Raw genomic sequence first — 19,973 nt, 5'->3', positions numbered from 1 at the left:
CGCCTCAGCCGCCTTGCACGTCGAGCCGGCGCATCGTGCGGCCCATGGCCGTATGGCCAACCGTCACCAGCAGCACAATCCACAGGCATTGCAGGCCCAGCCCGCAGAGCATCTGCGCGCCGCCCAGCTGCCCGAAATAGATGCGCGCCGGAATATCCATCACGCCCGCTAGCGGTTGCACCAGCAACACGGTCTGCCAGGTGTCGGGCAGTAGCACCAGCGGCAGCAGGTTCCCGGAGAACACGATGACGACGGGTGCCGCCAGCGTATTGATGCCGCGTTCGTTGAGCGCCGCTGCCGCCGCGATGTTGAGCAGCATCACCAGCGATGTGGACAGCAGCAGCGCGAGCAGCACCGAGGCGATGAAGCCCATGCCCGCGGCCAGTCCGGCAGGCGGCCGCCAGGCCCATTCACCCAGCCCGGCAATTGGCAGCGCGACGCCCGCAAAGGCTAGCATCAGTGCCACACGCGGTAGCACGCGCGCCGCCGTCCAGCCGGCCGAGCGCGCAAACCACAGCGCATAGGCATTGACCGGCCGCAGCCGGTCATATGCCACGGCACCGGTGCGCACCGCCTGCGCCACCTCGGGGTCGCCCATCCACGGCAGCAGGGCGAGCAGCCCTTGGGCCAACCATGTATAGGTGATGGCCTGCGCGAGCGACAGCGGCGCGCTCGCCGCCACCGCGCTGCGGTAGAACGCCACCAGCACCATGATCTTGATTCCCCCCCACCAGCACTGCGTAACGAAGCCCGCGTATACCGCCAGCCGGTACTGCAGCATCTGCAGGAACCGGGATCTGAATGCCGCGAGATAGGGGCGCGCGAGTTCGCGCGGCGCCATCATGGACTAGGCCTCGAGCGCGCCGTGCATCGCGTAGAAGTGCGCGATGACGGCCTCGATGGTCATACCCTCGTCTTCCGCGTCCGCTGACAGGCCCTCATCCAGTCGGCGCGCGGCCACCACTTGGGACCGCAACGCCTCGACCTCGCAGTCGGCGAGCACGCGGCCGTGGCCGATCACGATCACGCGCTTGGCCAGCGCCTCGATGTCATGCATGTCGTGCGTGGTCAGTAGCACGGTGGTGCCGCGTTCGTGGTTGGCGCGCCGCACGAAGTCGCGGACCGCGAGCTTGGTGGGCGCATCGAGCCCGATTGTCGGCTCGTCCAGGAAGAGGATGTCGGGCTCGTGAAGCAACGCCGCCGCTATCTCGGCGCGCATGCGCTGCCCCAGCGACAACTGGCGCACCGGCTGGTCGAGCAGGCGCTCGAGATGCAATAGCGCGACCAGTTCGTCGCGCGTGCGGGCAAAGCGCACCGGGTCGACCCGATAGATGTCGCGCAGCAGCGCGAAGCCGTCGCCCACCGGCAGATCCCACCAAAGTTGCGTGCGCTGCCCGAACACCACGCCGATGCGTGCCACGTGCCGTTCGCGGTCGGCGAAAGGGACGCGCCCTTCGATTTCAACGCGGCCGCCGTCGGGCCGCAGGATACCGGCAAGGATCTTGATGGTGGTCGATTTGCCCGCGCCATTCGGGCCGATGAGGCCCAGCAGTTCGCCGCGCTGCAGTTCGAATGACACCCCCGCCAGCGCATCGACCGTACGATAGCGCGGCCGAATCAATGCACGCAGCGCACCGAGCACGCCCGGGTCGCGCTCGTGGATGCGGTAGGTCTTGCGTAGACGACTGACGAGGATCTGGGGCATGGCGGCGCGGTATGGCGGCGCAAAGAGGGCGGGCAAGCTTACATGAAGTGTGATCAGCGGTCCACCCCGACCTTTCCGATCTCGCGGGCACAGCGCGTCCGCCTGGCGTCGTTTTGAGGCCCTCGCTTCGCCACGCAGATCGGCGGAGACCCGAAGCAAAACACGCTCTCTAAACCACAATCTCCCGAGACATCTGCGGCCTGCGCACCAGCAACTCAGCCAGCTTCTTCAACGCAGCAGCAAGATGGGCACGCGTCTCAACACCTCCCAGCGAGATGCGGATCGCATTGGGCGGCGTGGGGCCAGCATAGAACGCATCGGAAGCGGTAACACGCAGATCCTCCGCACGCGCGGCCTGCGTCAGCGCCAGCGACGTCCAGTAGCTCGGCAAGTTGTGCCAGACGTGTATGCCGCTGGGTGGTGCCTGGTCCGCGCTGAACAGCAACTGCCGCGCGAGCTCGCGCCGCGCGAAGGCTTCCGTACGGATCCCGGCCAGCAACTGCGCGGCGGAGCCTTCGTGAATCCACTGTGTGGCCAGGGCTGTCGACAGCGGCGTGGACATCAGCGCGAAGGAGCGCAGCGCGGCCAGCACGCCCGCCCGGCTGCGCGCTTCGGGCAGGCGGATATAGGCGGTCCGCAGCCCCGGGCTCAGGCATTTCGACAGCGTGGCAACGTAATAAACCTGGCCCGGCGCAAAGTGGGCCACGGGCGGCGGCGCGTCGCTGCCGAGCAGCCAGTAGGGATCATCCTCGATGATCCAGGCGCCGCACTTCTGCGCGGCCAGCGCGACATCGCGGCGCCGGTGCGCGGGCATGGTCCGCGTGGTCGGGTTCTGGATGGTCGGGTTGAGGTAGATCGCGCGTGCACCATGTTCGCGGCACGCTTGCTCCAGCGCATCGGGCCGCATGCCGTCGTCATCGGTGGCCACCGTTACCACGCGGCGCCCGAGTTGCTCGGCGGCCGCGCGCAGGCCGGGATAGGTCAGCGGCTCCGCGAGGATCGCCTCGCCTGGCTGCGTGAGCGTGAGGATCAGCGCCGCCAGCGCGGCCTGGGCGCCGGGGCAGGCAATCAGCTGCTGCGGGCTGACCGACTCCAGCACCGGCTTGAGCCACATGGCGCCGGCGGCCCGGTCCGCCCTGCTGCCGCCACCAAGCTGGTAGGTCATCAGCAGGTGCGCATCGGAGCGCAGCAGCACCTGCGACATGCCGCGCTGCAGCAAGTCGTGAAAATCCACGCCTGCGGGCGGCGGCGGCACGTTCATGCTCAGGTCGACCATCTGCGCCAGTTCGACCTTTGGCGGGGCGACGAACGTGCCCAGCGCCCCGCGCGCCTCGATCAGGTTGCGCCGCTTGGCCTCGGTGAATGCGCGCGTCACCGTGGTGAGATCCACCCCGAGCTGCCTGGCCAGCGCGCGCTGCGGCGGCAGGCGGTCGCCGGGGTTCAGGCGCCCGTCCCCGACCGCGCGCTCGATGAAGCCAACGATCTGCTGGTAGCGCGCGCCCTCGCCGCGCACGAAGGCGGCGGCCCAGTCGGGACCGGCGCCCTCATCTTGTATGGATTTGCTCTGATGCATTTTGCTTGATGTATGGCCTTTGTCTTACATTATCATGCGCCGCAGCATCACACAAATCCATACATTTAACGCTTTGTATGCGTTTCCCGCCAGTCCGGCGGACTCCCCTCTCTCGCGATGGTTTCCAGCGTGCCGTGGCAGGCAGTCCCGACGCGCGCGCCGGTTATGTGATGCATAACTAAGGTGTGTCTTATGCGTAACTCAATTGCCGGGGCAGGCGCTGCTGTCCGGCGAGAATCCAGCGCTTGGCTGAATGCTTGCAAGGGAGGGCTCCGCCCTGCGGGGCTGTTCCTCGGTGGAGCAGCGATGCTCCTTCTCAGTGGCTGCCAGCTGGAGCTGCTATCCCCGAAGGGCGACATCGGGCACCAGGAAAAGACGCTGATCCTGGTCTCGCTGTTCATCATGCTGCTGGTCGTCGTGCCCGTCATTTTCCTGACGCTGTATTTCGGCTGGCGCTATCGCGCCTCCAACACCAAGGCAACGTATGCGCCCAAGTGGGCGCACTCCACGCGTATCGAGGTGGTCATCTGGACCATCCCGTGCGTGATCGTGGCCGGCCTGGCAGTGCTGATCTGGAACACCACGCATTCGCTGGACCCCTACAAGCCGCTGGAGTCGACCGTCAAGCCCATCCGCGTCGAGGCCGTGGCGCTGAACTGGAAATGGCTGTTCATCTACCCGGACTACGGCATCGCCTCGGTCAACCGGCTGCCGATCCCGGTCGATACGCCAATCAATTTCAGCATCACCGCGGAATCGATGATGAACTCCCTGTTCATCCCGCAGCTCGGCAGCATGGTCTATGCCATGGCCGGCATGCAGACCAAGCTGCACCTGATCGCCGACACGCCTGGCACCTACGCGGGTATGTCCGCGGCCTACAGCGGCCCCGGCTTCTCCGACATGCATTTCGACACCGTGGCCACCTCGCGCGAGGCGTTCGACGCGTGGGTACGGCAGGCCAGGCAGTCGCCGCTGACGCTGGACGATCAAGCCTACAAGACGTTGGAGCTGCCGAGCACCAAGGAGCCGGCGACGGTCTACGCGGGCGTTGCGCCCGGCCTGTTCCAGAACATCGTCAACAAGTACATGCATAGCGATATGCGCGCCAATATGCGTGGCGATGCGCGCGGTGATGCGCGTGGCGGTGCGCTTGGCGACGTATGCACAGCCCAAAGCCCCCCGCTGGCCGCCAACTGATGAAGCCAATGAATCCGAAACACATGCACTGCATGCAACACACGCAACGCCACCGCGCCGCGGCCACGGAGCACTGATCCATGTTCGGCAAATTGAACCTCGAGGCGATTCCGTACCATGAGCCCATCATCATGGGTACGCTGGCCGCCGTCATTCTGGGCGGCATCGCGCTGCTCGGCGCCGTGACCTACTTCGGCAAATGGAAGTACCTGTGGACCGAGTGGATCTGCTCGGTCGACCACAAGCGCATCGGCGTGATGTACATCATCATGGCGCTGGTCATGCTGCTGCGCGGCTTCGCCGACGCCATCATGATGCGCGCGCAGCAGGCGATCGCTGTCGGCGATGCGGCCGGCTACCTGCCTCCGCACCACTACGACCAGATCTTCACCGCCCACGGCGTGATCATGATCTTCTTCGTGGCAACGCCGTTCATCCTCGGCTTGATGAACGTCATCGTGCCGCTGCAGATCGGCGCGCGCGACGTAGCCTATCCGTTCGTCAACTCGCTCAGCTTCTGGCTGGCAGCAGCGGGCGCGGTGCTGGTGATGATGTCGATGTTCGTCGGCGACTTTGCCGCCACGGGCTGGGTCGCCTATCCACCGTTGTCCGAGCTGGGATATAGCCCGACGGTTGGGGTGGACTACTACATATGGTCACTACAGATATCGGGCCTGGGAACCACGCTCACCGGGATCAACTTCATCGTCACCATCCTGCGCATGCGTGCCCCGGGCCTGACGCTGATGAAGCTGCCGGTGTTCACCTGGACCGCGCTGATCACCAACATCCTGATCGTTGCCGTGTTCCCGGTGCTGACCGCCACGCTCGCGCTGCTCACCGCCGACCGTTACCTGGGCATGCACTTCTTTACCAATGAGCTTGGCGGCAACGCCATGATGTACGTCAACCTGATCTGGGTCTGGGGACACCCGGAGGTCTACATCCTCATCCTGCCGTGCTTCGGGGCCTTCTCGGAGATCATCTCCACGTTCTCCGGCAAGCCGCTGTTCGGCTACAAGTCGATGGTGTACGCCACCTCGTCGATCGGCATCCTGTCGTTCTTCGTCTGGCTGCATCACTTCTTCACGATGGGCTCCGGCGCGAACGTCAATGCCTTCTTCGGGATCATGACGACCATCATCTCGATCCCGACCGGCGTGAAGCTGTTCAACTGGCTGTTCACGATGTATCGCGGCCGCATCCGCTACCACTCGTCCACGCTGTGGACGATCGGCTTCATGGTGACCTTTGCCATCGGCGGCATGACGGGCGTGCTGCTGGCCGTGCCCGGCGCGGACTTCTTGCTGCATAACAGCCTGTTCCTGGTCGCGCACTTCCACAACGTGATCATTGGCGGCGTCATCTTCGGCTGCCTGGCCGCCATGAGCTTCTGGTTCCCCAAGGTGTTCGGCTTCACCCTGAACGAGCGCTGGGGCAAGATCTCGTTCTGGTGCTGGCTGGTGGGCTTCTACCTGGCCTTCATGCCGCTCTACGTGCTCGGCTTCAAGGGCATGACCCGCCGGATGAACCACTACACGCACGCCGACTGGCAGCCCTACCTGATCGTGGCGCTGTGCGGCGCCGTGATCATCGGCGCCGGCATCGTCGCCCTGCTCATCCAGCTGGCCGTGAGCGTGCGCGACCGCAAGCAAAATCCCGACCTCACCGGCGACCCGTGGGATGGCCGCAGCCTGGAGTGGGCCACCGCATCGCCGGCGCCCTTCTACAACTTCGCCCATGTGCCGCACATCACGTCGCTGGAACAACACTGGGATGACAAGGAGGCGGGGCGCGCCTATGTGCGGCCAGGCCACTACGAGGACATCCATATGCCCAGGAACACCAGCGCGGGCGTGATCGTGTCGGCGTTCGGCCTGGTGCTCTGCTTCGCGCTCGTCTGGCACATGTGGGCGATCGCGGGCCTTGGCCTGCTGGGCGTGATCGGCACCTTCATCGCACGGACCTACAACCGCGACGTGGACTACTACGTCCCGGCGGCCGAAGTCGAACGCATCGAAAACGCGCGCTATGCGCAGCTACGCAAGGCGGCTTGACCCATGAGCTACACAGTCATTCACAACACGCACGAGCACGTCGCGCACGACGACGGATCCAAGACCACGCTGGGGTTCTGGATCTACCTGATGAGCGACTGCCTGATCTTCGCCGTGCTGTTCGCCACCTTCGGGGTGCTGGCCGGCAATACGGCAGGCGGCCCGAGCGGCCGGGAGCTGTTCGAGCTGCCGTTCGTGCTCGGCGAAACCATGCTGCTGCTGATCAGCAGCTTCACCTTCGGCGTGGCCATGCTGAACATGCAGCCCGGTCGGGAGCGCCAGGTCATCCAGTGGCTGGGCATCACGTTCCTGCTCGGCGCGGCCTTCATCGCCATGGAGCTGTATGAATTCGCCGAGCTGCTGCATGCCGGCGCGGGGCCGGGCGTCAGCGCGTTCTTGTCTGCCTACTTTTCCCTGGTGGGCACCCACGGCCTGCACGTAAGCTGCGGCCTGCTGTGGATCCTGGTCATGATGCACCAGGTCAAGTCCTTCGGCCTGGATGGCGTGACCCGGCGCCGCCTGGCCTGCCTCAGCCTGTTCTGGCACTTCCTGGACCTGATCTGGATCTGCGTGTTCACCTTTGTCTATCTGCGAGAGTTTGTATGAAGACCGCCCATCTCCACACAGGATCCGCGGCACACGCCGCGCACGGCAGCCTGAAGGGCTATGCGATCGGCTTTGCGCTGTCGCTGGTGCTCACCCTCGCGTCGTTCGGCGCGGTGATGGGCGGGTTCGTGCCCAAGGGCATGGGCCTTGCCGCCATCGTGGTGCTTTGCGTTGCGCAGCTGGTGGTGCAGCTGGTGTTTTTCCTGCATATCGGGACCTCCGCGGACCAGCGCATGAACACGGCGATCTTCGTGTGCACCGGGCTGCTGATCGCCATCATCGTGGCAGGCTCGCTGTGGGTCATGCATAACGCGAACGTCAACATGATGCCGATGGATATGTCGCCGGAACGCGCGCGCCTGCGCGACTAACACCACGGGCCCGATGGGCCCAATGGGCACCATGGCGTGGCCGCCCCCCTCTCCGGGGGCCGGCCACGCGCCGCCGTCAGGCGGCGTGCTTGCGAATGACTAGATAGAAGGGCTAGATAAGCAGGCTGCCGGCGGGCGCCGTGCGCCTGGCCGCGGGCCAGTGGCGGATATTCTGAAACCGCGTGGTGCGGTCGCCAAGCATGCTGGCGCCCCCTTCCCAATAGACCCAGCTCCGGCCCCTTCTAAGGCGGTCCAGATAGGCGTCCTCAAACCCGGCTGGCAAGCGATTGGCCATGGAGGCCAGCGCGCTTTCGTCAACGCCAAGCGCACCAGCAAGCCTGAACTTCCCGCCAGACAGGCCATCCGCGATTCTCAGGTCCAGGTAAGGCACGAACAGGCCGATGCGGCGCAGCGCCGCCGGCATCGCACTGCCCCATGCCTGGACGGCAGCACGCAACGCACCGAGCGCGAGCAAGAACGCCCGCTCATTCCTGGCCGTCAGCACGCGGCCGCTAAGCACGCCATCCACCAGTTCCTTGCCTGCGGCGGTAAATGCTAGCGGTGCCAGCGAGGCGCATTCGGGATGCCCCTGGCTGAGAAGCGCAAGGCAAGCCGCGAGGCCGCTTGCGCTTTGCTCGCCCATGCTCAAGGCCGGACAACGCGGATCGGATTCGGAAAGCAGAACCAGCACATCGGCAGCATGGCGCGGCGACGCCAGCACGATGCGGTCATAGGCGAGACCGGCGTCTCGCATGCACAGTTCAAGCGCGGTGCAGGCCGGACATCCGGCCAATACAAATAACTGGTACTTCATGGCTGCGGCGGTTTCCCCTGGCGTCGGCAATGACGCGCGTCCAGGGGATGTTGCCGCACCGCAGCAATGCAGAACAGGAGCAGAAGTACGCTATTTGGAGCGGAGCAGAGTCGAATCCCGCCGGGGCACTACCCGGGCACTAACCGGGCACCCGCAGCGCGGCATTCAGCTGGTCAACCACCTCCGCCCAGTCAGCATCTTCCAGGATTTCCTCCCGCAGCAACGCGGCCTGCGCGGGGGTCCAGAAAGCGGCGTCCGCAAGTGCGACATCGGGGGCCAGGGGCGAATGCGCGGCCAGGAATTCACGGATCGCCCGATCGTCGGCAGGCAGGCCGAGCTGCGCAAACAACTCGGAAAAATGGTGGAAGGAATTGTCCATGGCGAGCGTACCTCCTACGGTGAAGACGCATCAATGCATCAGTGCATCAATGCATCGGTGCATTACTGTTCGACCTTGCACGCTGAACGCGGCTCAGCCCCGCGCTATCCGCTTGGCCATGCTCCAGCGATGCACCTCCGAGGGACCATCGTAGATCCGGAAGGCGCGCATGTCGCGGAAGATGCGCGCGACAATGGTTTCGTCCGTCACCCCGCTGCCGCCAAGCACCTGCACGGAACGATCCACCACCCGCCACAACGCCTCCGAGCAGTACACCTTGGCCAGGCTGGACTCATCGCGCCCCTTCTCGCCCCGGTCCAGCACCCAGGCGCAGTGCCAAATGGCCAGGCGCGCGGTGTGCATATCCATTTCGTTGTCGGCCAGCATGAATCCCACGCCCTCATGCTCCACCAGGGTCCGGCCAAACGCAAGGCGTTGCCGCGCATAGTCGACCGCAATGTCATGCGCGCGCCGGGCCGCCCCGAGCCAGCGCATGCAGTGCGTCAGCCGCGCCGGGGCCAGGCGCAGCTGCGCGTAGCGGAAACCTTCGCCAAGCTTGCCGAGCACGTCGCGCTCGGGGACGCGCAGGCCATCGAAACGCACCACGGCATGCCCACCCGTGAAGCACGTATCGAGCGCATCCATCTGCCGCTCGATCTCGACACCGGCCTGGTTCATGTCCGCGAGGAACATGGTGGCGGTGCCGTCTTCCATCCGCGCCATGATGATGGCAAAGGTGGCGCCGGTGGCGCCCGTGATAAACCACTTCCTGCCCGTGATCACGAAATGATCCCCATCGCGCACCGCCGTGGTTTGCAGCATCGACGGATCGGCCCCCGCGCCTGGCGCCGGTTCGGTCATGCAAAAGCACGAGCGCGTGTGCCCAAGGATCAGGGGCTGCAGCCAGCGGGCCTTCTGCTCCGGCGTGGCGACCAGCTCCATCAGGTGGATGTTGCCTTCGTCCGGCGCGTGGATGTTCATCGCCACCGGGCCCAGCGGCGAGTAGCCCGCCTCTTCAAAGACAATAGCCTTGTCCCGGTGCGACAGCCCGAGGCCTCCGGCCTCCATGCTGGCGTGGGGTGTCAGCAAGCCCGCCGCCCTTGCCTTTTCCACCAGGTCCGCGCGCAAGTCCTCGGTTGGGCCATGCGGCGTTTGCCGGGGATCACGCTCCATCGGCATGACGTGGTCCGCGATGAACTGGCGGGTGCGTGCCTGCAGATCCTGTTGAACGGAAGTCAAACTGAAGTCCATTATCTTGCCTCGCCTTGCTTCGTCTTCTGATTGGGCCATTGCGGCCATGCAGAAGAAATTGTAGGCGAGGCAGGTGTCCCGGCGCGAGGCGTGTTGCGATGCAGGCGTGGCTATCCCTGCACGGCTAGCATTCGACTTGGCAGACGCCAAGTTGCTGGGCCATCAGCACGAGATCGGCAAACGTGCGTGCTTTCATCTTGCGCATGGCCTGCCCGCGGTGGATCTTTACCGTCACCTCGCTGATGCCGATGCGGCCGGCAATCTGCTTGTTCATCAGCCCGGATGCGGCCAGAGCCATCACCTCCGACTCCCGCGGCGTCAGCGTCTCGAAGCTGCTGCGAAGCCCCTGGGCCCTGCGCATTCCCTCGCGTCGCCGGCGGTCCTTTTCGATCGCTGCCGATACCGCATCGAGCAGGTCCTGATCGCGAAACGGCTTGGCCATGAAGTCTTCCGCGCCAGCCTTCATCGCTGCCACGGTCATGGCAATATCGCCATAGCCCGTCATGAAGATGATCGGGACACAGATGCCCAATTGCCGCAGGCGCGCCTGCAGGTCCAGTCCACTCTGGCCGCGTAGCCTGACGTCGAGCACCAGGCAGCAAGGTGCTTCCGGCAACCGGTATTCAAGCAATTCCGCAGCCGAGCCGAACAGCGCGGCACGCATGCCGACCGAGCGAAACAGGTTGCCCAGCGCACCGCGCAGCAGCGCATCGTCGTCGACGACCAGCACCAATGCTTCGTCGCAAGTCATTGTCTCGACAGGCTCCAGGCTTTGAGATGTCACGGTCAGTTTCTCCAGTCAGCTTCAAAGGCGCCAGCAAGAACGCGGACAACGTCAATCGTTGTGTCGGGCTGTGCGGGGCTGTGTCGCTGTGTGGCTGCCCCGCAGGCACACTATGCTTTTGACTTGCCGGCGTATTGTCGATTTGTGCCGGCTTTTGTCTACTGTGGCGTATTCATGCGCGCCAATATTCCATATGAATGAATCATCACCCAAGAGGATGGCAGCAAGGGGCGTAATCGCCACGGGCGTGGCCGGCCGGCGCCGCCCTGCCTACGGTCGCGGCTGTGGTTACGGCACTGGCAGGGTAAAGGAGAAGGCCGCGCGACGATACCGGTCAGCGGCTGATTGACCTCGTGCGCAATCGATGCCGCCAGCTCGCCAAGCGTGGCAACCCGGGAGACATGCGCCAGTTCGGCTTGTACCCGCTGGCATTCCTGGTTCTGGCGCAGCAACTCGGCATACAGCCCGGCGTTTTCCAGCGAGGGTCGCCACCTCATACTTTGGTGTTACCCCCGGCCACACCAGCCTGGCCTGATAGCACGTCGGGGACGGCGCGGTCTGACCGCTCTCCCCTGCGCGCCCGGGGGGAACCCCTGACCGATGCCGACAATACCACCGTATGATTCCACTGAGCGTGACAGCGCGCTATCCTCAAAGCAAGCGATGGGGGCCTCCGACCGCTTCGTCACCGCTTCACCGCTCATGACAAAAGGAGGAACACCGTGTGATCGCTAACCCGGTGATCGCCATCGTCGACGACGATGCTGCTGTCCGACAAGCCCTGGGAAGCCTGCTCCGCTCCTTCAACATGAGCGTCGAGCTTTATGCGAGCGGGAACGATCTGCTTCAGTCAAACACCATCGAATCCATTTCCTGCCTGATCGCCGACGTGCAGATGCCGGCGATGAACGGCTTCGCGCTTTGCGAACACCTCCGCGCGCGCGGGTTGTCCACGCCGGTGATCTTCATGACGGCCTTCCCCGAGGACCACTGCCGGCAACGCGCCGAGGCGATCGGCGCTGTCTGCTTTCTCAGCAAACCGTTCATGGAAACCGACATCATCCGTTGCATCGGGAATGTGCTGGCGCGAAGCGCCGCTTCCTTGCCGCGGCCAGGAGACTGAAGACGATGTCCGAAAGCGCGATGCCCCTGGCGCTCGGCATGCGCCAAGAGCGGCTTGCCCTGGGCCCGGGCGGTGTCTTTGCCGCCGCGCCGGGACGCCACCCGCCCTGATCCGGCGCGGGTGTGGTCAGCTGCCGTCGGGTGCGGCCAGGTGGCGCACGACGGGCGGCGCGGCACCGCGGTGAAAGCGATGCACACGCGTCTGGATCAGTTTGTCGTTCATGGTGTGACGCTCGTGCTGGCGCAGATGCTCCAGCCACGACTCCACCACGAAGGTCTCGATGAAGCGTCCGGGCGCGGCCAGGTCTTCGTAGGCACCCCAGGACAGCGCACCGCTGCGACGGCGAATCCGGCGCATCTCCTGCACGGCCTTGGCAAACGCTGCCGTATCCTCGCGCGCGACCTCGTATTCCACGCAGATCATCACCGGCCCACGGTCGTGGGCTACGTCCAGCTCGCCCGGGTGCAGAAAACCGGAAGGCGCCAGGTCCAGGTCCGGCGAGATGCCCAGGCGCCACCGCAGCGCAGTGGCGCACGCAAGGGCCAGCCCCGCTGCCGCCAGCATCAGGGCAACAGGAATGCCCAGCAGCGCGGCAGTCTTGCCCCATAGCGCGCTCCCCGCGGTCATGGCGCCGAAGAACACGGTCAGGTAGACCGCCAGCGCGCGTGCCTTGACCCAGCCCGCGGCGCTGCGCTGAGCGGCCACATTGAGCGTGGACAGTACCGCGATCCACGCCAGCCCGGCAAACAGCAGTGCCGCCGCCAGCAGCCAGAAATGCCGCACATAGGCCAGCGCGAGCAAGCTCAACGCGAACAGCAGGCTAGCCAGCACCACCATGCGATCGGCGGAGACCCGGCCGCGCAGCTTGGGGAGCACAAGGGCGCCACCGACGGCGCCCAGGCCGATGCTGGCCAGCAGCAAGCCATATCCGCCCGGGCCGAGGCCCAGTTCCCGCCGGGCCACCAGCGGGAGCAGCGCCCAGCCGGCACTGCCGAAAAGAAAGAATGCGAGCGCCCTGACCAGCACGACCCGCAGCAGCGGCGCGGCCTCCACGTAGCGCAGGCCGGCACGCACCGCCGAAACGAAATGCTCGGGCGGCAGGTTCCGCCGGGCGGGCTCGGCCTTCCACCGGTACAGCACCAGCGTCACGCCCAGCACCGACAACGCGTTGAGCAGGAAGACCACCGCGGGCCCGGAGAACGACAGGATCAGGCCGCCCAGCGCAGGGCCGATCGCACGGCTGATATTGATCCCCAGGGAGTTCAGCGCAATGGCCGGCGGCAAGTCCGCCTTGTCGACCAGATCCGGCACGATGGCCTGGAACGGTGGCGAGCTCATCGCCGCGCCGGTGCTCAGCAAAAATGCGGCGATCAGCAGCACATGCGCGTTGACCAGGCCGGTGAGCGCAAGCACACCCAGCGTGGCCGCCACGGCCAGCGTCCAAAGCTGCGCGAAGATCAGGTACTTGCGCCGGTCGACGATATCGGCCAGCACCCCGGACGGCAGGGCGAACAGGAACATCGGCAGGCTGCCCGCCGCCTGCACCAGGGCGACCATCAGGGGATCGGGATCGAGCGACGTCATCAGCCAGCTGGCACCCACGTCGTTCATCCAGGTGCCCACATTGGACGCCACCGTGGCGATCCACAACATCCGGAAAGTGCTGTGCCGCAGCGGGCTCCACGGCGAGCCGGCAGCAGCGGCTTGAGAGTCATTCATGGCTTGGTCGCAAGTTGCCCAGGCACTGCCGGCGGCAATGCCAACAGTGGCACAGCCGCATTGTGTGGAGCACAGCGAGCGCCGTCTACCCATACCAAGGGACAGTTGCGTGGTGCCTCGGCGCCGGCTAGCATCGGCGCCGAGGCAGTGGCCTTGCGCCCAGCGCTTCAGGCGTGAACCCTGCGGCGCCAGTTGCCGGGAGAGACGCCGACCGATTGCGAGAACACGCGGGTGAAATGGCTTTGATCGGAGAAGCCACAAGCCATGGCCACTTCCGCCAGGGAGAGTCCTGTTTCGCGCAGGAGCCCGCGGGCGCGCTCCAGGCGCTGGGCCGCCAGCCACTGATAGGGAGTCTGGCCGGTCGTATCCCGGAAGGCACGGGTGAAATGGCTACGCGACAGGTTGCAGGCGTCGGCGACGTCCGCAATGGACAGATCGCCATCGATCTTGGCGATCAGCATTTCCTTGGCCATCGCCACGCTGCGTTGCGACAGCAACCGGTTCGTCTTGGGCGTGGCGACGGATCCATGCCCATAGTGCTCGACGAGATAGGTCCCGATCGTGAAGCCCAGTTGATCGACGAAGAGCTTGCTGGCCATCTCGGGGTGGCTCAGTGCCGGCGCCGCCGCCTGGGCGAGATGCGCCAGTACCTGGTCTTGCTCTCCCGCCGCGCTGCGCAGCCCCAGGATGCGCGAGCGGCCTAGTTCCGCGCTGGTGCGCTCGATAAAGGTGCGGGAAATCTCCAGCAGGATGAAATCGAAATAACCATAAAAATCGGCTTTATAGTCTTCGAAGAAATTCCGGATATAGATGGAGTTTTTTTCAAATTCGTGGGTGCTCGCGCGGCGCTCATGAAACACCCGGCGGCGATGTCCCGTGCACAGCGAAACCCCCACCAGAAAGCCACGATTCGATGCCGAAGTGATAACCTGGCTCGCCTTCTCGCCGGGCGAGCTTTTGCGGAAAAACCGGATCTCGCTGCCGGCGAGATTCTGATCCTTGGAGAGCTTTTCCGCGGCGCACCCGAATGCGTCAAGCGATCCGTGGGATGGGAGCGGGATTGCGGCATTGGCGTTGACGGACATGATTTCACACAAGAATAAACCACCACCATGAAAACCCACGCCGCGGCAGCAGCGGCCAACCAGAATAGCAGAGCTTGGTTGCAGCTCGCGTGGAACTTTGGATGATACAGGTCGAGTGACGCAAGCGCCTGTTGCCAGCTGAAAACGAAGGGCGCGCGATGCCTTCTGTATAATTCACACTCGTTCAAGCCATTCTCCCGTATCAAGCGACGTGCCAATCACGCGGCATCGCCAGTAGTCCGACGGACTATTGAGCACATGCCGGCAAGATCGCCTCCCTGGCGCTCCGATCGACTCCCATCTCGATCGCCGCGCGGTCGTCCAACATCCTGATCGTCGCCCCCCGGTCATCGACCGTCTGACGAGCCATGGCAATCCACGCGAACCTGCGCGATTGCCGGCCCGGCAAGCCGATCAGCAAGGATCTTTCCCTTTCTATGAGCAAACTCCCCAGGTTCGTGCTGAGCCTTGTGCTGGTTGCGCTATTGCACCTGACCCCCAACGCATTCCCGGCCGCAGCCGCCGCAGCCGCCGTCGACACCACCTCGAACGCGGATGCGCCCGCCACCAAGCCCCCATCGCACGCGGATGCCGTTGCCGAGCTGAAACGGCTCCAGACCGAGCAGGACCGCATCAAGCAACTGGCGTCGTCGCCCACCAGCGGCACGCAGCTCGAAGGGCTGGATGACGCCATCCACCAGTTGGCAAGCGACGTCGACAAGCTGAGCGCCGCGCTCACGCCCCAGCGTGCGCAGTTGCAGGCACAGCTCGACGTGCTCGGGCCGCCACCCGCCGCCGGCACCACGCCGGAGGCCGCTGCCGTCGCACAGCAGCGGGCGGACTTGAACGCGCGCAAGGCCCAACTGGACAGCGGACTGAAGCAAGCGGCCGAGGTCAAAGGCAATGTCACCAACCTGACCGAGCAGATCGCCAAGCTGCAGCGCAGCCGCTTGAAGAACCAGCTCGCGCTGCGCTCGCCCAGCATTCTCAGCATGGCATTCTGGGAGCCGTTGTTCGCGCCAAGCCCGGAGGACCAGCAGCGGCTGAACGCGTTCAAAGGACAAGTCACCCCGTTGTGGGACCTGGCCTGGCAGCCGGGGCGGCAAGCCATCACCGCCCTGCTTCTGCTGCTTGCGATCAGCGTCTGGACCATCGGCCGACGGCTGATCGAGCGGGCGCTGGCATGGTTCTGCCTGACGCGCTTGCCCGAGAGCCGGCTGCGGCGCAGCGCACTCGCGCTTGCAACGGCACTCGCGACGGTTGCGGCGACCGCCATCGCGGTACAGGTTCTGTGTTTTGCTTTCGCCCCGCACTACGAACTGCCAGCTCAGGTGCAAGACCTGATCAGCGAACTCGGCAAGCTGACGCTGACAAGCGCGCTGATCGCGGGCCTGGGACGGGCATTGCTGTGCACGCGCCATCCCTCATGGCGCGTGCCCGCGCTAGCCGACAAGGTCGCGCTGGCGATGCGGCCTTTCCCTAGTGTCCTCGCGGGCCTGCTGCTGATCGCCGGCACACTCGAGCAACTCAACCGGACCGCGGACACAAGCTTGCAGGTGACCTTGCTAGGCCGCGGCCTGGTGTCGCTTGTGGTGGTGCTGACCATCGGCGCAGCGCTGCTGCGCGCCAACCGCGTGCGCACGAAGCTCGCCGCGGCGGGCGAGCGTCCTGAAGCGCGCTCCACCTTTGCCGGCCTGATCCACGCTAGCGTCACGATGACGGTCGTCGCCTCGCTGATGGCGCTGCTGATCGGCTACATCACGTTCGCGCGCTTCCTGACCTACGAGCTTGTCTGGATCGACATCGTCCTGTGCAGCTTGTACCTGTTGACGCAACTGACCCGCGACGTCTGCGAAAGCGTGTTCAGCGCGCACCATCCAAGCGGCAAGGTCATCAAGCAGTTGTTCGGACTCGGGGACAGCCATCTCGCGCAGGCGTCAACGGTGCTGTCGGGGATCGGCACCAGCCTGCTGCTCCTGGTGGCTGTCATCGCGCTGCTGACCGGCGGCTTCGGCACCACGCCGAGCGACCTGCTCAACAGCCTGCTGACGATGCTCGGCGGCGAGCGGCTGCGCAGCCTCAACATCATGCCCGACCGCATCCTGAACGCGGTCATCGCGCTCTCGGTCGGCACCTACCTGCTGCGCTCGGTGCGGCGCTGGCTGGACGCTGAACTCTTGCCGAAGCTCGGCATGGAGGCGGGCCTGCGCGCATCGCTCATCACGTTGTTCAGCAACATCGGCTATGTGCTGATCGTATTGCTGACGCTGTCGCTGCTGGGCGTCAGATGGGAAAACCTGGCCTGGATCGTCAGCGCGCTGTCCGTGGGCATTGGCTTCGGCCTGCAGGAGATCGTCAAGAACTTCGTGTCGGGGCTCATCCTGCTGACCGAGCGCCCGGTGAAGGTCGGCGACATGGTAAGCATCGGCGGCGTGGAGGGCGACATCAAGCGCATCAACGTGCGCGCGACGGAGATCCTGCTGGGCGACCGCTCGACCGTGATCGTGCCCAACTCGCAGCTGATCTCGCAGAACCTGCGCAATGTAACGATGAGCAACAGCACGCAAGGCGTCGCGACGCTGCTGCTCACCTTCCCGTTGAACATCGATCCCGAACAGGTGCGCGAACTGCTGCTCGACTCCTATCGGGAAAATGAGGCGATCCTCGACAAGCCCGCGCCATCCGTCACGTTCAGCCAGCTGGCGCCGAACGGAATCACGCTTAGCGTGACGGGCTACGTCGGCAGCCCGCGGATCGCCACCGCGACCAAGAGCGACCTGCTGTTCGAGATACTGAAGCGGCTGCGCGCGGCCGATATCTCGCTGTCGGTCCCGCAGACGTTGCGGGTGGAGAATATGGCCGCGCTTGGCGCGTAACGCGTCCGGCCCCTTACGCGGCCCGTTACGGAGTCACCAGCGCCACCGAGTCCTGCACGCCATGCGCACGCCTGGCGCCCATGGCTTGCTGCACCACATCGCCGATCATGTCCGCGGTGACCGCCGACAGCGTCCATCCCAGGTGACCGTGGCCGGTGTTGTAGAACACGCAGGGCGCACGGCCCCGGCCCACGCGCGGCAGCATGGTAGGCATCATCGGCCGCAGGCCGGCCCAGGGCACCACGCTGCGCGTGCTGACGCCGGGGAAGCACTGGTTGACCCAATCCACCAGCGGGCGGATGCGGTCGGCGCGGATGTCGCGGTTGTAGCCGTTGAACTCCGCCGTGCCCGCCACGCGGAAGCGGTCAACGCCCAGGCGGCTGGTGACCAGCTTGGTTTCGTCGTCGAGCAGGCTCACGATGGGCGCGGCCGCCTGGCTTTGCGCGTCGTTCAGGTTGACGGTGATCGAATAGCCCTTGACCGGATAGATGTTGACGCGGTCGCCAAGGCTGGCCGCCAGCGCCCGGCTGGCCGTGCCGGCACAGACGACCACGCCGTCGAACATGCGCGATTCGGCCTGCTGGCCGTCGCTGCTGACGATGGTGACCTGCCGGCCATCGGTGCTGACCGACTGGACATCCTGGTTGTACAGGCAACGCACGCCCAGGCGGTCGATGGCCGCGGCCATGCCGCTGGTGAACTTGTGGATGTCGCCAGTGGAGTCGCTCTGGGTGAAATAGCCGCCGTAGTACTGCCCGGCCAGGGTCGGCTCGATGGCGCGCATTTCTTCCGGCGTGACAGCGTGGCGCTCCAGCCCGCCCTCGGCCAGCAGCTTGGACACCCTGCCGGCATGCTCGAAACCCGCCTTGTCGCGATAGATATGGAGGATGCCTTCCTTCTTCAGGTCGAAATCGATGCCTTCGGCCGCCGCCCAGGAGAACAGGTGGTCGCGCGCGGCAATCGCCAGGCGCGTGGTCTCGATGGTGTTCTTGCGGTAATGGGGAATGGCGGCGATGAACTCGGCGAACCAGGACAGCTTGTGCCAGCTCGGGCGCGGGTTGACCAGCAGCGGCGCATCGCTCTTGAGCATCCACTTGATGCCCTTGAGGATGGTGGACCAGTGTGTCCAGACTTCGGCGTTGGAAGCGGAAAGCTGGCCGCCGTTGGCGAACGAGGTTTCCATGGCGGCATAGCGGTGCTTTTCGAGCAGGGTGACCGAGAAACCGCGTTTGGCGAGCGCGTAGGCAGTGGTCACGCCGGTGATGCCACCACCGATAACGGCAATTGTTTTCATCTCTATGGTTCCAGGACGTCGGATGGGAGCCTCTTGCGCGGCATGCGCAAAAGACGCCCCCTCTGTCCTTGACCTGAGAGATTCACGATACGCCACTTTGGGGTGGCGGGGATCGCTTGCTCCTTCGGTACCGCCGGCTGACGAGCGCCGGGGTTCTTCAGAGTTCAAACGTGATACCGGTCCTTTTGCCTGAGAGTTTCCGGGGCGGTTGCTCCTTCGGCGCTGCCCGGCGCTTGGCCAGGCAGTCTCTCCCGATATCACTTTGCATGCCGCCGGGTAATACCAGGTGGCATGGCTCGGAACTTTAGCACTAGTCTGACTGCCTGGGGAAGTTCCCTGCGGGTTCAGGCCACGAATTTCAGCGGGCCGGCACCGGCGCGAGGGACTCGTGCGGCGTGGCGGTGCGCTGCGCGGCCTTGTGCACCATGGTGTAGGCATAGTCCACGCCCATGCCGTAGGCGCCCGAGTGTTCCTTGACCAGCTTCATCACGGCGTCATAGGTGTCGCGATGGGCCCAGTCGCGCTGCCATTCGAGCAGCACCTGCTGCCAGGTCACCGGCACCACGCCGGCCTGCACCATGCGCTGCATGGCGTAGTCGTGCGCTTCCTTGCTGGTGCCGCCGGAGGCGTCGGCCACCATATAGATCTCGTAGTCGCTGTCGTGCATCGCGGACAGCGCGAAGGTGGTGTTGCAGACCTCGGTCCACAGGCCGGCCACGATGATCTTCTTGCGGCCGTTGGCGGCCAGCGCGTCGCGCACCTTCTGGTCGTCCCACGAGTTCATCGAGGTGCGTTCCAGCGTCTGCTGGCCGGGGAATACGTCAAGCAGTTCGGGGTAGGTGTAGCCGGAGAAAGACTCGCTCTCCACCGTGGTGATGGTGGTGGGGATATTGAAGATCCTGGCCGCCTTGGCCAGCCCGACGGCGTTGTTTTTCATCGCCTGGCGGTCCATCGACTGCACGCCGAAGGCCATCTGCGGCTGGTGGTCGATGAAGATCAGCTGGCTGTTTTGCGGGGTCAGGACTTCGAGCTTGGCGTTGGTCATGATTTCTCTCTCCTTGGCTACTTGGCTATTTGGCAACTTGGCTACATGGTTGAATTATTTAGAACGTCGTCGTTGGCGTCGATCCGTCCAT

At 65.0% G+C, this 19,973-nt stretch carries 17 protein-coding genes and 1 riboswitch; of the genes, 6 read left to right on the top strand and 11 right to left on the bottom strand.

Going from position 1 to position 19,973, the window contains the following annotated elements; genetic code table 11:
* Nucleotides 1–4: 4 nt before the first annotated feature.
* The 3 genes from ACX12D_RS21150 to ACX12D_RS21140 all read right to left on the bottom strand — a co-directional run bounded on the left by ACX12D_RS21150 (nucleotide 5) and on the right by ACX12D_RS21140 (nucleotide 3,278).
* Nucleotides 5–841 (bottom strand): ABC transporter permease, encoded by an 837-nt coding sequence (locus ACX12D_RS21150; RefSeq protein WP_459376474.1) that lies wholly within the window; start codon nucleotides 839–841, stop codon nucleotides 5–7.
* A 6-nt stretch (nucleotides 842–847) separates the two neighbouring features.
* Entirely contained in the window at nucleotides 848–1,705 is an 858-nt protein-coding gene (locus tag ACX12D_RS21145) for an ABC transporter ATP-binding protein (protein WP_459375478.1), read from the bottom strand.
* Nucleotides 1,706–1,874: 169 nt separating this feature from the next.
* Complete coding sequence (locus tag ACX12D_RS21140; protein WP_459375477.1) at nucleotides 1,875–3,278, bottom strand: aminotransferase-like domain-containing protein; 1,404 nt, start codon at nucleotides 3,276–3,278, stop codon at nucleotides 1,875–1,877.
* Nucleotides 3,279–3,584: 306 nt separating this feature from the next.
* Here ACX12D_RS21140 and cyoA point away from each other — a divergent pair, with 306 nt between their 5' ends.
* The 4 genes from cyoA (at nucleotide 3,585) to cyoD (ending at nucleotide 7,512) form a co-directional block, all read left to right on the top strand.
* Entirely contained in the window at nucleotides 3,585–4,478 is an 894-nt protein-coding gene (gene cyoA / locus ACX12D_RS21135) for a ubiquinol oxidase subunit II (protein WP_459375476.1), read from the top strand.
* Between the two features lie 80 nt (nucleotides 4,479–4,558).
* On the top strand, nucleotides 4,559–6,535 hold the full coding sequence (gene cyoB / locus ACX12D_RS21130; protein ID WP_459375475.1) for a cytochrome o ubiquinol oxidase subunit I: 1,977 nt from the start codon (nucleotides 4,559–4,561) through the stop codon (nucleotides 6,533–6,535).
* 3 nt (nucleotides 6,536–6,538) lie between these two features.
* Entirely contained in the window at nucleotides 6,539–7,141 is a 603-nt protein-coding gene (gene cyoC, locus ACX12D_RS21125) for a cytochrome o ubiquinol oxidase subunit III (protein WP_043354234.1), read from the top strand.
* On the top strand, nucleotides 7,138–7,512 hold the full coding sequence (gene cyoD / locus ACX12D_RS21120; protein ID WP_441631173.1) for a cytochrome o ubiquinol oxidase subunit IV: 375 nt from the start codon (nucleotides 7,138–7,140) through the stop codon (nucleotides 7,510–7,512). The genes cyoC and cyoD overlap by 4 nt, the downstream gene beginning before the upstream one ends.
* Before the next feature lie 112 nt (nucleotides 7,513–7,624).
* On the opposite strand, the gene ACX12D_RS21115 is transcribed toward cyoD, so the two are convergent.
* From ACX12D_RS21115 to ACX12D_RS21100, 4 genes are all read right to left on the bottom strand, one after another.
* A complete protein-coding gene (locus ACX12D_RS21115) occupies nucleotides 7,625–8,266 on the bottom strand; it encodes a hypothetical protein (protein ID WP_459375474.1) in 642 nt (213 codons plus the stop codon).
* 199 nt (nucleotides 8,267–8,465) lie between these two features.
* Nucleotides 8,466–8,705, bottom strand: coding sequence for a DUF2789 domain-containing protein (locus ACX12D_RS21110; protein ID WP_459375473.1), 240 nt, complete (start codon nucleotides 8,703–8,705; stop codon nucleotides 8,466–8,468).
* Between the two features lie 93 nt (nucleotides 8,706–8,798).
* Nucleotides 8,799–9,956: an acyl-CoA dehydrogenase family protein gene (locus tag ACX12D_RS21105; RefSeq protein ID WP_459375472.1), complete on the bottom strand. Its 1,158-nt coding sequence runs from the start codon at nucleotides 9,954–9,956 to the stop codon at nucleotides 8,799–8,801.
* Nucleotides 9,957–10,080: 124 nt separating this feature from the next.
* The gene (locus ACX12D_RS21100) at nucleotides 10,081–10,707 is read right to left on the bottom strand and encodes a response regulator transcription factor (RefSeq protein WP_459376473.1); all 627 of its coding nucleotides are present in this window, start codon (nucleotides 10,705–10,707) and stop codon (nucleotides 10,081–10,083) included.
* 757 nt (nucleotides 10,708–11,464) lie between these two features.
* Between ACX12D_RS21100 and ACX12D_RS21095 the strand changes: the two genes are divergently transcribed.
* A complete protein-coding gene (locus ACX12D_RS21095; RefSeq protein ID WP_459375471.1) occupies nucleotides 11,465–11,863 on the top strand; it encodes a response regulator transcription factor in 399 nt (132 codons plus the stop codon).
* A gap of 126 nt (nucleotides 11,864–11,989) precedes the next feature.
* Here ACX12D_RS21095 and ACX12D_RS21090 read toward each other — a convergent pair whose 3' ends face one another.
* Both ACX12D_RS21090 and ACX12D_RS21085 read right to left on the bottom strand, forming a co-directional pair.
* Complete coding sequence (locus ACX12D_RS21090) at nucleotides 11,990–13,582, bottom strand: MFS transporter (protein WP_459375470.1); 1,593 nt, start codon at nucleotides 13,580–13,582, stop codon at nucleotides 11,990–11,992.
* A gap of 167 nt (nucleotides 13,583–13,749) precedes the next feature.
* A complete protein-coding gene (locus ACX12D_RS21085) occupies nucleotides 13,750–14,667 on the bottom strand; it encodes a helix-turn-helix domain-containing protein (RefSeq protein ID WP_459375469.1) in 918 nt (305 codons plus the stop codon).
* 437 nt (nucleotides 14,668–15,104) lie between these two features.
* On the opposite strand from ACX12D_RS21085, the gene ACX12D_RS21080 reads away from it, so the two are divergent.
* The gene (locus ACX12D_RS21080) at nucleotides 15,105–17,543 is read left to right on the top strand and encodes a DUF3772 domain-containing protein (protein ID WP_459375468.1); all 2,439 of its coding nucleotides are present in this window, start codon (nucleotides 15,105–15,107) and stop codon (nucleotides 17,541–17,543) included.
* Nucleotides 17,544–17,568: 25 nt separating this feature from the next.
* Here the strand turns inward: ACX12D_RS21080 and ACX12D_RS21075 are convergent, their stop codons facing one another.
* Both ACX12D_RS21075 and ACX12D_RS21070 read right to left on the bottom strand, forming a co-directional pair.
* Nucleotides 17,569–18,837, bottom strand: coding sequence for a D-amino acid dehydrogenase (locus tag ACX12D_RS21075; RefSeq protein WP_459375467.1), 1,269 nt, complete (start codon nucleotides 18,835–18,837; stop codon nucleotides 17,569–17,571).
* A 167-nt stretch (nucleotides 18,838–19,004) separates the two neighbouring features.
* Nucleotides 19,005–19,101, bottom strand: a riboswitch (glycine riboswitch).
* 94 nt (nucleotides 19,102–19,195) lie between these two features.
* The gene (locus ACX12D_RS21070) at nucleotides 19,196–19,882 is read right to left on the bottom strand and encodes a hydrolase (RefSeq protein WP_459375466.1); all 687 of its coding nucleotides are present in this window, start codon (nucleotides 19,880–19,882) and stop codon (nucleotides 19,196–19,198) included.
* Between the last annotated feature and the right edge of the window lie 91 nt (nucleotides 19,883–19,973).

The organism is Cupriavidus sp. PET2-C1, assembly GCF_054515855.1.
The sequence above is the reverse complement of the archived record's forward strand: the minus strand, read 5'-3'. Positions and strand labels throughout refer to the sequence as shown.